The 14,069-nt window shown below is 63.3% G+C and carries 9 protein-coding genes; 6 read left to right on the top strand and 3 right to left on the bottom strand.

The window, feature by feature from the left end:
- Positions 1-107 precede the first annotated feature (107 nt).
- The 4 genes from rnc (at position 108) to pdxJ (ending at position 3,344) form a co-directional block, all read left to right on the top strand.
- Positions 108-797 carry a ribonuclease III gene (gene rnc / locus AC30D9_RS20405; RefSeq protein WP_109754752.1) on the top strand — a complete coding sequence of 230 codons (690 nt, stop codon included), beginning with the start codon at positions 108-110 and terminating at the stop codon, positions 795-797.
- On the top strand, positions 790-1,692 hold the full coding sequence (gene era / locus AC30D9_RS20400) for a GTPase Era (RefSeq protein WP_063324534.1): 903 nt from the start codon (positions 790-792) through the stop codon (positions 1,690-1,692). The genes rnc and era overlap by 8 nt, the downstream gene beginning before the upstream one ends.
- 169 nt (positions 1,693-1,861) lie before the next feature.
- Entirely contained in the window at positions 1,862-2,551 is a 690-nt protein-coding gene (gene recO, locus AC30D9_RS20395) for a DNA repair protein RecO (RefSeq protein WP_134925657.1), read from the top strand.
- 49 nt (positions 2,552-2,600) lie between these two features.
- Complete coding sequence (gene pdxJ / locus AC30D9_RS20390; protein ID WP_490144737.1) at positions 2,601-3,344, top strand: pyridoxine 5'-phosphate synthase; 744 nt, start codon at positions 2,601-2,603, stop codon at positions 3,342-3,344.
- A 216-nt stretch (positions 3,345-3,560) separates the two neighbouring features.
- Here the strand turns inward: pdxJ and mltF are convergent, their stop codons facing one another.
- Positions 3,561-5,021 (bottom strand): membrane-bound lytic murein transglycosylase MltF, encoded by a 1,461-nt coding sequence (gene mltF, locus AC30D9_RS20385; protein WP_134925655.1) that lies wholly within the window; start codon positions 5,019-5,021, stop codon positions 3,561-3,563.
- 288 nt (positions 5,022-5,309) lie between these two features.
- Here mltF and purL point away from each other — a divergent pair, with 288 nt between their 5' ends.
- Positions 5,310-9,206 carry a phosphoribosylformylglycinamidine synthase gene (gene purL, locus AC30D9_RS20380; RefSeq protein WP_490144736.1) on the top strand — a complete coding sequence of 1,299 codons (3,897 nt, stop codon included), beginning with the start codon at positions 5,310-5,312 and terminating at the stop codon, positions 9,204-9,206.
- Positions 9,207-9,210: 4 nt separating this feature from the next.
- Positions 9,211-9,522 carry a YqfO family protein gene (locus AC30D9_RS20375; RefSeq protein WP_307574349.1) on the top strand — a complete coding sequence of 104 codons (312 nt, stop codon included), beginning with the start codon at positions 9,211-9,213 and terminating at the stop codon, positions 9,520-9,522.
- Between the two features lie 283 nt (positions 9,523-9,805).
- On the opposite strand, the gene nagE is transcribed toward AC30D9_RS20375, so the two are convergent.
- Together nagE and ptsP are read right to left on the bottom strand one after the other, a co-directional pair.
- Positions 9,806-11,521 carry an N-acetylglucosamine-specific PTS transporter subunit IIBC gene (gene nagE / locus AC30D9_RS20370; protein WP_490144735.1) on the bottom strand — a complete coding sequence of 572 codons (1,716 nt, stop codon included), beginning with the start codon at positions 11,519-11,521 and terminating at the stop codon, positions 9,806-9,808.
- A gap of 33 nt (positions 11,522-11,554) precedes the next feature.
- Positions 11,555-14,068 (bottom strand): phosphoenolpyruvate--protein phosphotransferase, encoded by a 2,514-nt coding sequence (gene ptsP, locus AC30D9_RS20365; RefSeq protein ID WP_490144734.1) that lies wholly within the window; start codon positions 14,066-14,068, stop codon positions 11,555-11,557.
- Between the last annotated feature and the right edge of the window lies 1 nt (position 14,069).

Here is a 14,069-nt window from a genome sequence, read left to right as displayed (position 1 = left end):
ACGATAGTCAGGACGTCATTTTTGAACACAGCGTTAATTGTCCCAAGCCAACGGTGCCTCGCCGCCGTGGCGGTGGAATCCAGCCACGAACTCAGCGTGGGTAAACCGTGAGCGTTTCTCTAAGCCGTCTCGAGCGCCAGCTCGGCTACACCTTCAAGGACCAGGACCTGATGCTCCTGGCCCTCACTCACCGCAGTTTTGCCGGGCGCAACAATGAACGCCTGGAATTCCTCGGTGATGCCATCCTCAACTTCGTGGCGGGCGAGGCGCTGTTCGAGCGTTTCCCACTGGCTCGCGAAGGCCAGTTGTCGCGTTTACGCGCGCGCTTGGTAAAAGGTGAGACCCTGGCCGTACTGGCTCGTGGTTTTGACCTGGGCGAATACCTGCGCCTGGGCTCCGGTGAATTGAAAAGCGGCGGTTTCCGTCGTGAGTCGATTCTGGCCGATGCCCTGGAAGCGTTGATTGGCGCGATCTACCTGGATTCAGGCATGGAAATGGCGCGCGAACGCGTGCTGGCCTGGCTGACTTCCGAGATCGACAGCCTGACGCTGGTGGACACCAACAAGGACCCGAAAACCCGTTTGCAGGAGTTCCTGCAATCGCGCAGTTGCGAGTTGCCGCGCTACGAAGTCGTGGATATCCAGGGTGAACCGCATTGCCGTACTTTCTTCGTCGAATGCGAAGTTGTCCTATTGAATGAAAAAAGCCGGGGCCAGGGTGTGAGTCGTCGTATTGCCGAACAGGTAGCGGCCGCCGCAGCACTGATTGCCCTGGGCGTGGAGAATGGCAATGACTGATACAACCGTCACCCGCTGCGGCTACGTCGCCATTGTCGGTCGGCCGAACGTGGGCAAGTCCACGTTGCTGAACCACATCCTGGGCCAAAAGCTGGCGATCACTTCGCGCAAGCCCCAGACCACTCGCCACAACATGCTGGGCATCAAGACCGAAGGCGCCGTGCAGGCGATCTACGTCGACACCCCGGGCATGCACAAGGGCGGCGAGAAGGCCCTGAACCGTTACATGAACAAGACCGCATCGGCGGCGTTGAAAGACGTCGACGTGGTGATCTTCGTGGTCGACCGCACCAAGTGGACCGACGAAGACCAGATGGTCCTCGAGCGTGTCCAGTACGTCACCGGCCCGCTGATCGTGGCGCTGAACAAGACCGACCGCATCGAAGACAAGGCGGAGCTGATGCCGCACCTGTCCTGGTTGCAGGAACAGTTGCCGAACGCCCAGATCATCCCGATCTCCGCCCAGCACGGCCATAACCTCGACGCGCTGGAGCGGGTGATTGCCGAGCACCTGCCGGAAAACGATCACTTCTTCCCCGAAGACCAGATCACCGACCGCAGCAGCCGCTTCCTCGCCGCCGAGTTGGTGCGCGAGAAAATCATGCGCCAGATGGGCGCCGAGCTGCCGTACCAGATCACCGTGGAAATCGAAGAGTTCAAGCAGCAGGGCAAGACCCTGCACATCCATGCGTTGATCCTCGTCGAACGTGACGGCCAGAAGAAAATCATCATTGGCGACAAGGGCGAGCGCATCAAGCGCATCGGCACCGAGGCACGCAAGGACATGGAGCTGCTGTTCGACTCCAAGATCATGCTCAACCTGTGGGTCAAGGTGAAGGGCGGTTGGTCCGATGATGAGCGGGCGTTGCGGTCGTTGGGTTACGGCGACTTGTAATCCTTTTTGGATACATGAATTCCATTGTGGGAGCGAGCCTGCTCGCGATAACGGTCTGTCAGTCAGCATCTTTGTTGAATATCAGTCCCTCATCGCGAGCAGGCTCGCTCCCACAGTGGTTTGTGGTTGTCAGTAAAATTGTGCTCGCTCATTGAGAACCGCGATCCCCATGTCTCCCAGCCAACCCATCGCCCAACCCGCCTACGTCCTGCATTCGCGGGCCTACCGCGAAAGCAGCGCCCTGGTGGATTTCCTCACGCCGCAAGGGCGCCTGCGGGCGGTGTTGCGTGGGGCGCGGGGCAAGGCCGGGACGCTGGCGCGGCCGTTCGTGCCGCTGGAAGTCGAGTTCCGCGGTCGAGGCGAGTTGAAGAACGTCGGGCGCATGGAAAGCAATGGTGTGGCGGCGTGGCTCAACGGCGAGGCGCTGTTCAGCGGTTTGTACCTCAATGAATTGCTGATCCGCCTGCTGCCCGCCGAAGATCCCCACCCGGCCGTCTTCGACCACTATGCCGCCACGCTGCTGGCCCTGGCCGAAGGCCGGCCGTTGGAGCCGCTGTTGCGCTCGTTCGAATGGCGGCTGCTGGATGACCTCGGCTACGGCTTTGCCCTGAACACTGACCTGCATGGCGACCCCATCGCGGCCGACGGTCTGTACCGCTTGCAGGTGGATGCCGGCCTGGAGCAGGTCTACTTGCTGCAACCCGGGCTGTTCAACGGCGCTGAGCTTCTGGCCATGGCCGAGGCCGACTGGAGTGCGCCGGGCGCCTTGTCGGCGGCCAAGCGGCTGATGCGCCAGGCCCTGGCCGTGCATCTGGGCGGTCGGCCGCTGGTCAGTCGCGAGCTGTTTCGCAAGCCCTGATCTACCCGTATGCTGTGGGCCGAATACTTGTCCCTTCAGGAGCCTTTTCGTGAGCACCAGCAATCGCATTCTTCTCGGCGTGAACATCGACCATGTCGCCACCCTGCGCCAGGCCCGCGGTACGCGCTACCCGGATCCGGTCAAGGCCGCACTGGACGCCGAAGAGGCGGGCGCCGACGGCATCACCGTGCATTTGCGTGAAGACCGTCGCCACATCCAGGAGCGCGACGTGCTGCTGCTCAAGGACGTGCTGCAAACCCGCATGAACTTCGAAATGGGCGTGACCGAAGAAATGATGGCGTTCGCCGAGCGGATTCGTCCGGCACACATTTGCCTGGTTCCCGAGACGCGCCAGGAGCTGACCACCGAAGGCGGCCTGGACGTGGCAGGGCAGGAAGCACGGATCATGGCGGCGGTGGAGCGGTTGTCGAAGATCGGTGCCGAGGTGTCGCTGTTCATCGATGCCGACGAACGGCAGATCGCAGCCTCCAAGCGTGTCGGCGCCCCGGCCATCGAACTGCACACCGGCCGTTACGCCGATGCCGAAACGCCAACGGACGTGGCCGATGAGCTGAAACGCGTGGCCGACGGCGTCGCCTTCGGCCTGGCCAAGGGCCTGATCGTCAATGCCGGCCATGGCTTGCACTACCACAACGTCGAAGCCGTCGCGGCGATCAAGGGCATCAACGAACTGAACATCGGCCACGCGCTGGTGGCCCATGCGTTGTTCGTCGGGTTCAAGTCGGCCGTGTCGGAAATGAAAGCGCTGATCCTGGCTGCCGCCAGATCCTGAGCCCATCCCATAACCCAATGTGCCTGCTCACTTGAGGCTTGCCTGATCCATTGTGGCGAGGGGATTTATCCCCGTTGGGTTGCGCAGCAGCCCTAAAACCCGGCGCCTTGGTGTGTCAGGCAGATTGAGTTGACCTGTCTTGGGGCCGCTTCGCGCCCCAGCGGGGATAAATCCCCTCGCCACAGGTTCATCACAGCATCAGGAGTTGTGTACAGCTTATAGCGGCGGGGTTTCCTGGTTCGGCTTGCTCTTGTCGACGCCCGGCACGTGCAGGTTGCCCTCGGCCACCTGGTTGCCTTCGAGTTGCGGCTGCGTGACCCAGGTCAGGATGTCGTAGTAGCGCCGGATGTTCGCCACGAAATGTACCGGTTCGCCGCCCCGGGCGTAGCCGTAGCGGGTCTTGCTATACCACTGTTTCTGGGACAGGCGCGGCAGGATTTTCTTCACGTCCAGCCACTTGTTTGGGTTCAGCCCTTCCTTGGCCGCCAGTTTGCGGGCGTCGTCCAAGTGACCACTGCCCACGTTATAAGCGGCGAGGGCGAACCAGGTGCGGTCCGGCTCCTCGATGCTCTCGTCCAGTTGATCCTTCATATAGGCCAGGTACTTGGCGCCGCCCATGATGCTTTGCTTCGGATCCAGGCGGTTGGACACGCCCATGGCCTGGGCGGTGTTCTGGGTCAGCATCATCAGGCCACGCACGCCGGTCTTGGACGTGACCGCCGGTTGCCACAGCGATTCCTGGTAGCCGATCGCGGCCAGCAGGCGCCAATCGACTTTCTCCTGCTTGGCGTAAGCCTTGAAATGCTGTTCGTATTTGGGCAACCGCTGCTGCAGATGCTGGGCGAACGTGGTGGCGCCCATGTAGCCGAGGACGTCGACATGCCCGTAATAACGGTCCTTGAGGCGTTGCAGCGTGCCGTTCTTCTGCACCTTGTCGAGGTAGCTGTTGATTTCGTTGAGCAGGCTGTTGTCTTCGCCGGGGGCCACTGCCCAGCTCTGGCTACGGGCGTCGCCCAGGTCGAAGGCCACGCGCACGTTGGGGAAGTACACCTGGTTCATCGCCACTTCGTTGGAATCCACCAGGGTCAGGTCGATCTGGCCTTCGTCGACCATGCGCAACAGGTCGACGACTTCAACCGCGTCGGACTCTTCGTATTCGATGCCTGGATATTGCTGTTTCAACTGCGCCAGCTGCTCGGCGTGGCTGCTGCCCTTGAGCACCATGATCTTCTTGCCGGCCAGGGCGGCGGCATCGGTGGGGCGCGACTGGCCGTTGCGGTAGATGACCTGCGGGGTGACTTCCAGATAGGGGTGGGAAAACCGCACCTGTTTCTTGCGCTGCTCGCTGCTGACCAGGCCCGCGGCGGCCAACACCGGGCCGTTGGGCTTGCCGATCTGGTTGAACAGGTCGTCGAGGTTGTCGGCGGTCTCTATCTTCAGTTCCACCCCCAAATCGTCGGCGAAGCGCTTCACCAGCTCGTATTCGAAGCCGGTTTCACCGTTACGATCCTCAAAGTAGGTGGCGGGGCTGTTTCGGGTGACCACCCGCAGCACGCCATCCTCCTTTACGCGCTCCAGTGTGTTGGGTTTCTCAACACAACCACCGAGCACCAGGAAGAGTCCGGTTGCGATCAGCCATCTGGCATATCGCGGACGCAAAGCCGTTGGGGAAAACATCTGCGCAGTATACGCAAACGGCCCCTACCGCCATATCTCGACAGCAAAAGGCCAGTCTGCTAGCCATTGCAAAACATGTCCGCAGCGCAGGCTGGCCGGGGGGCGCCGGGGTTTGTCTCCCTGAAAAATATCTCTTTGCAAGCATGGGTACGGGTGTCCAATAGCACCGTGCAGGCAAAGACCGACATTCGGCTCGCACCGCGCGTGCCGTTTCGGGTGCCGTTGCCGGCGGTTTAGGCTAGAATGCACGGCCTCAAAGCACACCCCCTTCCCGAGGCTGTCCCGAAGATGTTGATCCTGCGCGGCGCTCCTGCCCTTTCTGCCTTTCGCCACAGCAAACTCCTTGAGCAACTGAGCCAGAAGGTTCCGGCTGTCAGTGGCTTGTATGCTGAATTCGCTCACTTCGCCGAAGTCACCGGCGGTTTGACCGGCGACGAACAGCAGGTGCTCGCGCGCCTTCTGAAGTACGGTCCCAGTGTTCCCGTCCAGGAGCCGGCCGGTCGTCTGTTCCTGGTACTGCCGCGTTTCGGCACCATTTCGCCGTGGTCGAGCAAGGCCAGCGACATCGCCCGCAACTGCGGCCTGGCGAAAATCCAGCGCCTGGAGCGCGGTATTGCCTTCTATGTCTCCGGTGAGTTCAGCGAGGCCGAGGCCCAGTTGATCGCCGATGGCTTGCATGACCGCATGACCCAGGTCGTGCTGGGTAACCTGGAGCAGGCTGCCGGCCTGTTCAGCCACGCCGAACCCAAGCCGCTGACCGCTATCGACGTGCTGGGCGGCGGTCGTGCCGCGCTGGAAAAAGCCAACGCCGAACTGGGCCTGGCCCTGGCCGAGGACGAGATCGATTACCTGGTCAACGCCTTCCAGGGCCTCAAGCGCAACCCCCACGACATCGAACTGATGATGTTCGCCCAGGCCAACTCCGAGCACTGCCGCCACAAGATCTTCAACGCCAGTTGGGACATTGACGGCCAGAGCCAGGAAAAAAGCCTGTTCGGCATGATCAAGAACACCTACCAGATGCACAACGAAGGTGTGCTCTCGGCCTACAAGGACAACGCCGCGGTGATCGTCGGCAACGTCGCCGGTCGTTTCTACCCGAATCCCGAGACCCGCCAGTACGGTGCGGTCCAGGAGCCGGTGCATATCCTGATGAAGGTCGAGACTCACAACCACCCGACCGCCATCGCCCCATTCCCGGGCGCGTCCACCGGTTCCGGTGGCGAGATCCGCGACGAAGGCGCCACCGGTCGCGGTGCCAAGCCCAAGGCTGGCCTGACCGGCTTCACCGTATCGAACCTGCAGATCCCGGGCTTCGAACAGCCGTGGGAAAAGCCGTACGGCAAGCCTGAGCGCATCGTCAACGCCCTGGACATCATGATCGAAGGCCCCCTGGGGGGCGCGGCGTTCAACAACGAATTCGGCCGTCCGGCCCTGACTGGCTATTTCCGTACTTTCGAACAGTCCATCAGCACCCCGCGTGGTGAGGAAGTCCGTGGTTACCACAAGCCGATCATGCTTGCCGGCGGCATGGGCAACATCCGCGCCGAACACGTGCAGAAAGGCGAAATCGTGGTCGGCTCCAAGCTGATCGTCCTCGGTGGCCCGGCGATGCTGATCGGCCTGGGTGGCGGCGCCGCTTCCTCCATGGCCACCGGTACCAGCTCGGCGGACCTGGACTTCGCTTCGGTCCAGCGGGAAAACCCGGAAATGGAACGCCGTTGCCAGGAAGTCATCGACCGTTGCTGGCAGTTGGGCGAACACAACCCCATCAGCTTCATCCACGACGTCGGCGCCGGTGGCCTGTCCAACGCCTTCCCGGAACTGGTCAACGACGGTGGCCGTGGTGGCCGCTTCGAACTGCGCAACATTCCGAACGACGAGCCGGGCATGGCCCCGCACGAAATCTGGAGCAACGAATCCCAGGAACGTTACGTCCTGGCGGTCGGCCCGGCTGACTTCGAACGCTTCCAGGCCATCTGCGAGCGCGAGCGCTGCCCGTTCGCCGTGGTGGGTGAAGCCACCGCCGAGCCGCAACTGACCGTCACCGACAGCCACTTCGGCAACAGCCCGGTGGACATGCCGCTGGAAGTGCTGCTGGGCAAGGCCCCGCGCATGCACCGTTCGGCCGTTCGTGAAACCGAGTTGGGCGACGATTTCGATCCGTCCACCCTCGACCTCGCCGAGTCCATCGAACGCGTGCTGCATCACCCGGCCGTGGCGAGCAAAAGCTTCCTGATCACCATCGGCGACCGCACCATCACCGGCCTCGTAGCCCGCGACCAGATGGTCGGCCCGTGGCAGGTGCCGGTGGCCGACGTGGCCGTGACCGCCACCAGCTTCGACGTCTACACCGGCGAAGCCATGGCCATGGGCGAGCGTACGCCGCTGGCGCTGCTGGACGCTCCGGCGTCGGGCCGCATGGCGATTGGCGAGACCCTGACCAACATCGCCGCCTCGCGCATCGGCAAGATTTCCGACATCAAGCTGTCGGCCAACTGGATGTCCGCCGCCGGCCACCCGGGTGAAGATGCCCGCCTGTACGACACGGTCAAGGCCGTCGGCATGGAGCTGTGTCCGGAGCTGGGCATCACCATTCCGGTGGGCAAGGACTCCATGTCCATGGCCACGCGCTGGAACGACGAAGGCGTGGACAAGAGCGTGACCTCGCCGCTGTCGCTGATCGTGACCGGTTTCGCTCCGGTCACCGACATCCGCCAGACCCTGACCCCGCAACTGCGCATGGACAAGGGCACCACCGACCTGATCCTGATCGACCTGGGTCGCGGCCAGAACCGCATGGGCGCCTCGATCCTGGCCCAGGTGCACGGCAAGCTCGGTTCGCAAGCGCCGGACGTCGACGATGCCGAAGACCTGAAGGCGTTCTTCGCCGTGATCCAGGGTCTCAACGCCGACGGTCACCTGCTGGCCTACCACGACCGTTCCGACGGCGGTTTGCTGACCACCGTGGTGGAAATGGCTTTCGCCGGCCACTGCGGCCTGAGCCTGACCCTCGACAGCGTCGCGGAATCCAAAGCCGAAATCCCGGCCATCCTGTTCAACGAAGAACTGGGTGCGGTGATCCAGGTTCGCCAGGACGCTACCCCGGACATCCTCGCCCAGTTCAGCGCCGCCGGCCTGGCCGACTGCGTCTCGGTGATCGGCCAGCCGATCAACAACGCCCACATCAACATCACCTTCAACGGCGACACCGTCTTCGAAGGCCAGCGCCGCCTGTTGCAGCGCCAGTGGGCGGAAACCAGCTACCAGATCCAGCGTCTGCGCGACAACGCCGACTGCGCCGAGCAGGAATTCGACGCGCTGCTGGAAGAAGACAACCCGGGTTTGAGCGCCAAGCTCAGCTACGACGTCAACCACGACGTGGCCGCGCCTTACATCAAGAAAGGCATTCGCCCACAAGTGGCGGTGCTGCGCGAGCAGGGCGTCAACGGCCAGGTGGAAATGGCGGCGGCGTTCGACCGTGCCGGTTTCAGCGCGATCGACGTGCACATGAGCGACATCCTCGCCGGTCGTGTCGACCTGAACGACTTCAAGGGCATGGTCGCCTGTGGCGGTTTCTCCTACGGTGACGTGCTGGGTGCCGGTGAAGGCTGGGCCAAGTCGGCACTGTTCAACAGCCGCGCCCGCGATGCGTTCCAGGGTTTCTTCGAACGTACCGACAGTTTCACCCTCGGCGTGTGCAACGGTTGCCAGATGATGTCCAACCTGCACGAGCTGATCCCGGGCAGCGAGTTCTGGCCGCACTTCGTGCGCAACCGCTCCGAGCAGTTCGAAGCGCGCGTGGCGATGGTCCAGGTCCAGGAATCGAACTCGATCTTCCTGCAGGGCATGGCCGGTTCGCGCATGCCGATCGCCATCGCCCACGGTGAAGGCCATGCCGAATTCGAAAGCGAGGAAGCCCTGCTCGAAGCCGACCTGTCCGGTTGTGTGGCGCTGCGTTTCGTCGACAACCACGGCAAGGTCACCGAAACCTACCCGGCCAACCCGAACGGCTCGCCGCGCGGGATCACCGGCCTGACCAGCCGCGACGGTCGCGTCACGATCATGATGCCGCACCCTGAGCGGGTATTCCGCGCGGTGCAGAACTCGTGGCGTTCGGACGACTGGAACGAAGACGCGCCATGGATGCGCATGTTCCGCAACGCCCGCGTCTGGGTGAACTGAGGCGGTGTACAAGCTCTGCTTCTTCGTCCCGACCAGCCACCTGGACGAGGTCAAAAGCGCCGTATTCGCCGCCGGTGGCGGGCGGATCGGCGACTATGACCACTGCGCCTGGCAAGTGCTGGGCCTGGGCCAGTTCCGCCCGTTGGACGGCAGCCAGCCGTTCATTGGCGAAGCGGGGCAGGTCGAGCAGGTCGAGGAATGGAAGGTGGAGCTAGTCGTTGCCGATGAGTTGATCCGCCCCGTAGTGGAGGCGCTGAAACAGAGCCATCCCTACGAGACACCGGCGTATGAAGTGTGGCGGTTGGAGGATTTCTGATCCTCTGGCGCTTGAATGAAGAACCCGCTGATTATTCAGCGGGTTTTTTATTAGCGGGATTCAGAGTGCGCACAGAACTGTGGCGAGGGGATTTATCCCCGCTGGGCTGCGAAGCGGCCCCCAAACCCGGCAACTCGGTGTGTCAGGCAAATTGAGTTTGCTTGCTTTGGGGCTGCTGCGCAGCCCAGCGGGGATAAATCCCCTCGCCACAGGGGGGGCGGTCTGTCGGATGTGTTGGGTATGTGCCGGCCTCATCGCGAGCAGGCTATCAGGCAACGAAAATTCAGGCTTTGACACCCGCCTGACGACTCAGCACCACCGCCTCCAACGCCCGCCACAACCCCGGCGCTTTCTCCCCCAGCAGCAGGTGCCAGACGCCACCGTCCAACGGGCTCACCCCCTGGCAACCCAGTGCCTTGAGCTGGCTCTCCGACAACCCTTGGCCATCGGCCAGTCGCACCCGCAACCGGCTCGTCGCCACGCAATCGAGCTGCAACACATTGCCAGCGCCACCCAGCGCATCCAGCCACTGCTGCGCTTCGGCCCTGGACACGGTCGTGGGTACAGCAGGCTCAACCAGCGCCACCACGGGTGCAGTGGCTGGACGGTCGGAAGAGGGCAGGGCCAGGCGAATTTCATCGGCAATGCTGTCGGCCATCGGCCCGACCACTACCTGCAAGCTCCCGCCATTGCCGGGACGCACCACGGCCATGGCGCCAAGGGCTTTGAGTTGCGTGTCGGACGCTTTGTTGCGATCGACCATGTCCAGGCGCAGCCGTGTGGTACAGGCGCCGACGGTGATCAGATTGTCCGCGCCACCCAAGGCCTGGATGTAGGCCTTGGCGCGCTGGTTCTGGGCGATGACCGGTTTGTCCCCGGCCGGCACGTCCTCACGCCCTGGGGTCTTCAGGTCGAAACGACGGATGCAGAAGTCGAACACCGTGTAATAGATCACCGCATAGACCAGGCCCACCGGTACCACCAACCAACCGTTACTGGACTTGCCCCAACCCAGGACCATGTCGATGAAACCGCCGGAGAAGGTGAAGCCCAGGCGGATGTTCAGCAGATCGGTGATCGCCATCGACAGCCCGGTGAGCAAGGCATGCAACAGGAACAACAACGGTGCGAGGAACATGAAGGCGAATTCCACCGGTTCGGTGACCCCGGTGAGAAACGACGTCAGCGCCATGGACAACAAAATCCCGCCCATGACTTTGCGCCGCTGGGGCAGGGCATTGCGGTACATCGCCAGGCACGCGGCGGGCAGGCCGAAGAGCATCACCGGGAACATGCCGGTCATGAACTGGCCGCCATTGGGATCGCCGGCAAAGTAACGAGTCAGATCGCCCGTGACCACCGCGCCGGTTTGCGGGTCGGTGAAGCTGCCGAAGATGAACCAGGCCATGTTGTTGAGGATATGGTGCAGGCCGGTGACGATCAGCAGCCGGTTGAACACGCCGAACACGAACGCACCGATGCTGCCACTTTCCATCAGCAAGGCGCCGAAGCTGTTGATGCCTTGCTGGACCGGTGGCCAGATCAGGCCGAACACCACGCCAAGGCCGACGGCGCTGAAACCAGTGACAATCGGCACGAAGCGCCGGCCACCAAAGAACGCCAGGTACTCCGGCAGCTTGATGTCCTTGAAGCGGTTATACAGCGCGCCAGCCAGCAGGCCGCTGATGATCCCGGCGAGCATGCCCATATTGATGCTGGCATCGAGCACCTTCAGGGTGGCGATCATCACCAGATAACCAATGGCCCCGGCCAACCCGGCCGTACCGTTATTGTCCCGGGCGAAACCCACGGCGATGCCGATGGCGAAGATCATTGCCAGGTTGGCGAAAATCGCTTGCCCGGCGTCGTGGATGATGGCGATGTTCAAAAGATCGGTGTCGCCCAGGCGCAGCAACAGGCCGGCAATCGGCAGGATCGCGATCGGCAGCATCAGCGCGCGGCCGAGGCGTTGCAGCCCTTCGATGAAATGTTGGTACATGGTGTCCCTTCCTTATCGTTCTTGGATGTGGGCTCAGCCCAGGGGCCAGTGTTGGTGACAGGCGCGGCGCACGGCGGCGGCACTGCCCAGGTTCAGCAGTTCGGCGCTGAGGCAAGCGCACTTGATGGTGTCGAGCTGGCGCACGCGCGCCTTGATTTCAGCGATCTGCGGCGGGCTGACCGACAGTTCCCGTACGCCCAGCCCGATCAGTACGGGCGTGGCCAATGGATCGGAGGCCAGGGCGCCGCACACGCCGACCCAGCGTCCATGCTTCGCCGCGCCAGCGCAGGTCTGGGCGATCAGCCGCAGCAGTGCCGGGTGCAAGGCATCGACCCGGGCGGCGAGGCCGGCGTGGTCGCGGTCCATGGCCAGGGTGTATTGCGAGAGGTCGTTGGTGCCGATGGAGAGGAAGTCCGCGTGTTCGGCCAGTTGTTCGGCCAGTAACGCGGCGGCCGGTACTTCGATCATCACCCCCAGTTGCGGGCGTTCGCTCAGGCCCACTTCGCTGGCCAAGGCATCGAGGCGCTGGCGGATGAGCAGCAACTCGTCGACCTCGGTCACCATCGGCAGCAGGATTCGGCAGCGCTGCAGCGGACGGGTTTGCAGCAAGGCCCGCAGTTGCTGGTCGAGCAGTTCCGGCCGCAACTGGGCCAGGCGGATGCCGCGCAGGCCCAGCACCGGGTTGGCTTCGGCGGGCAGTGGTAGGTAATCCAACTGCTTGTCGCCGCCGACATCGATGGTGCGGATGATCACCGGCTTGTCGCCCATGGCATCGAGCACGGCTTGATAGGCCTGGCGTTGTTCTTCTTCATCGGGCGCGGTGTGGCGGTCGACGAAAAGGAATTCAGTGCGCAGCAAGCCAACCCCGTCGGCACCGCTTGCCAACGCCTGGGCCGCATCTCCGCTGGAGGCGACATTGGCTGCCACTTCTATATTCACGCCATCGCGGGTGTGCGCCGGTGTGTGGGCGAGGGCCTGATGTTGGGCGTGTTGGGTCGTTCGCCGCATTTGTTCTTGCTGCACCTGGGCCAGGCGCTCGGCGGTTGGCGCAAGTTCGAGGCGGCCGCCGTCGGCATCCAGCACCACCGATTGTCCCGGCGCCTGCACTAGCAACGCATCGCCCAGCGCCACCAGGCACGGCAGGCCTTTGCCGCGGGCCAGGATCGCCACATGGGAGGTTGCCCCGCCCTCAACCATGCACACGCCGGCCACGCCTTGGGCACTGAGTTGCAGCAGATCCGATGGGGTCAGTTCCTGCGCGGCAATGATGGCGCCCGCCGGCACGTCGAATTGCCAGGCCTCGCCCAACAGCGCCCGCAAGACTCGCTGGCGCAGGTCGCGTAAATCATTGGCGCGCTCGGCCAGCAGCGTGCTGCCCAGTTGCTGCAACACCTGGCATTGGACGTCGATGGAGCGGCTCCAGGCGTGGCTCGCGGCACTGCCCTGGTCAATGGCAAGGTGCGCGGCGTCGAGCAAGACTGGGTCTTCCAGCAGCGCCAGATGAGCGCTGAAGATTGCTTCTTCGTCGCGCTGGCGGCGGGTCCTGGCGTTTTCCAGGGTGAGCTGGATTGCCTGACGGACTTGCGCCAAGGCATCGTCCAGCCGTTGCCGTTGTTCTTCGACGTCATGGTGGCCAGCGTCCTCGGGCAATTGAATGCCATCGAGTCGAACCAACGGCCCGGCCACCAGACCGGGGGCCGCACACACACCATGCAGCACGCCGGCTTCGGCCCTACGGTTCTGGGCTTTTACCGCAGGCGTCACGGCGTGGGCTTCTTCAGCCAGGGCTGTGGATAACGTGCTTAGCAGGGCGTGCAACGCCGCTTCGGCATCGCTGCCCCGGCAACTGACGTGCACCTCTGCCTGTTCGGTAATGGCCAGGCCCATCATTCCCATCACGCTGTCGCAGGATGCCGATTTGCCTTGGAAATGCAGCTGCGAACGGCTCTTGAAGCCCTGTGCGGTCTGGCGGATCAACGCCGCCGGGCGGGCGTGCAGACCGCCACGATGGGCGATGCGCACCTGACCGAAGACTTCGATGCCAATGGCCTGGTCTTCGTCTTGCATCTCAGCCGGAGTCTTGGCGACGACGTGCAACAGCGGCTCGCCGACCTTCACCCCTTTGAGGGTGATAGGCCGCGCCTGAAAGTGCTCGCCGTTGGTGATGACCATTAGGCTGACCAGGCTCTTGCAGCGCAATGCCACCTTGTCCACGTCATAACGCAGCAGTGGCTGGCCATTGCTGACCCGCGCGCCTTCCTTGACCAGCATGGAAAATCCCTCGCCCTGCAGCTCGACCGTGTCCAGGCCCAGGTGCAGCAGCAGTTCGGCGCCGTTGTCGGCGCGCAGGGTCATGGCGTGGCCGCTGCGGGCGACGTGGATCACTTCACCGGCACACGGCGCATAGAGGGTGTCGTTCAGCGGATCGATGGCGATCCCGTCGCCCATCGCGCCACTGGCGAACACCGCGTCCGGGACGTTGGCGAGGGTGAGCACCGGGCCGCTGAGCGGGGCGCTGAGGGTCAGCTCTTTATTATTGTTGGGCATG

This window comes from Pseudomonas sp. DF11 (assembly GCF_058148565.1).
Note: the sequence above shows the minus strand (reverse complement) of the source record. Positions and strands in the feature narration are given on the sequence as shown.

Bases quoted from the DNA above. Each gene is read 5' to 3' on its own strand.
- era (WP_063324534.1), top strand. From the start codon at position 790: ATGACTGATACAACCGTCACCCGCTGCGGCTACGTCGCCATTGTCGGT.
- recO (WP_134925657.1), top strand. From the start codon at position 1,862: ATGTCTCCCAGCCAACCCATCGCCCAACCCGCCTACGTCCTGCATTCG.
- mltF (WP_134925655.1), bottom strand. From the start codon at position 5,021: ATGTTTTCCCCAACGGCTTTGCGTCCGCGATATGCCAGATGGCTGATC.
- purL (WP_490144736.1), top strand. From the start codon at position 5,310: ATGTTGATCCTGCGCGGCGCTCCTGCCCTTTCTGCCTTTCGCCACAGC.
- nagE (WP_490144735.1), bottom strand. From the start codon at position 11,521: ATGTACCAACATTTCATCGAAGGGCTGCAACGCCTCGGCCGCGCGCTG.
- ptsP (WP_490144734.1), bottom strand. From the start codon at position 14,068: ATGCCCAACAATAATAAAGAGCTGACCCTCAGCGCCCCGCTCAGCGGC.